This window comes from Pseudoflavonifractor sp. An85 (assembly GCF_002161235.1).
Taxonomy (GTDB): domain Bacteria; phylum Bacillota; class Clostridia; order Oscillospirales; family Oscillospiraceae; genus Enterenecus.
In genome coordinates, this window is the sequence record NZ_NFHE01000117.1 from 1 (window position 1) to 868 (window position 868).

At 60.1% G+C, this 868-nt stretch carries 2 protein-coding genes; both read right to left on the reverse strand.

From position 1 onward, the window contains the following. The coding region (locus B5G37_RS14705; protein ID WP_143483009.1) for a hypothetical protein at positions 1-449 on the reverse strand (449 nt) is incomplete at its 3' end. Continuing rightward, the gene (locus B5G37_RS14710) at positions 446-745 is read right to left on the reverse strand and encodes a hypothetical protein (RefSeq protein WP_087258993.1); all 300 of its coding nucleotides are present in this window, start codon (positions 743-745) and stop codon (positions 446-448) included. The genes B5G37_RS14705 and B5G37_RS14710, both read right to left, overlap by 4 nt. Between the last annotated feature and the right edge of the window lie 123 nt (positions 746-868).

Here is an 868-nt window from a genome sequence, read left to right on the forward strand (position 1 = left end):
AGCAGCGTATCCTCCCGTGCCGGGCTGTCGCAGAGCATCACCGGATGGGCCAGCAGTTCCGGCAGGCGCTTCAACTGCGCGACGGACAGGCCGTGACGGTGCGGGTCATCCTCGCTTTTCGGACGGATCGCCCTGAGAAGATGCTTCTGGGTGTAGAGCATGGGAAGCTGGTCGAACCCGGCCTCTATGTACAGTCGGGGCGTATCGCAGACCTTCACTGCGCTGGTGCGGGGGAAATCCCCGCAGGTGACATCATCCACCTCGTCACCGAAGCGCAGGTATTCCGCGCACTCCTCCGCGTAGGCCGTGTACTTCTGTGAACGGTCGTCCCCGTCCTTCAGATGGACGCCGCCTCGCGGGTCCAGATAGGTGACGCGCTCCGCGTCGGGCATGTCCACGGAGTTCTCGTATTCCCGGATGGTCAGGATGATGGAACGGTCCTTGGTCATGCCGCCCTCCTTGCCCCGCGCATCCTGCCTGACGGGCGGAGCGCGGTGAAGACATGGATGGGGTGCAGCGCCATGGGGTCCACCGGGCGTCCCACCATCTCCTTGAACAGATATATCTCATGCTGCGTGCGGGTCTGGCGCATCAGGCCGCGAATCCTGTCCAGATCGCAGAGGAGGCCGCGCCCGCTCTCAAAATCGAGGCGGATGACGCATCGGCTCTTGGCCCGGCGTTGCCGGTTCCGTTCCAGACCGGCGTAGGCGATGATCTCCACCGGATTCAATACCGTCTGTTCCATAAATCTCCTTCCTTTGTTGGTTACTATCATCATAGATTGATAGTTAGACATTTTTGTAGGATTGCATTTTGCTGGGTGTTCTGATAAAATGAATATGGTGGGAAACCGCCGGTCAAGCCGGAT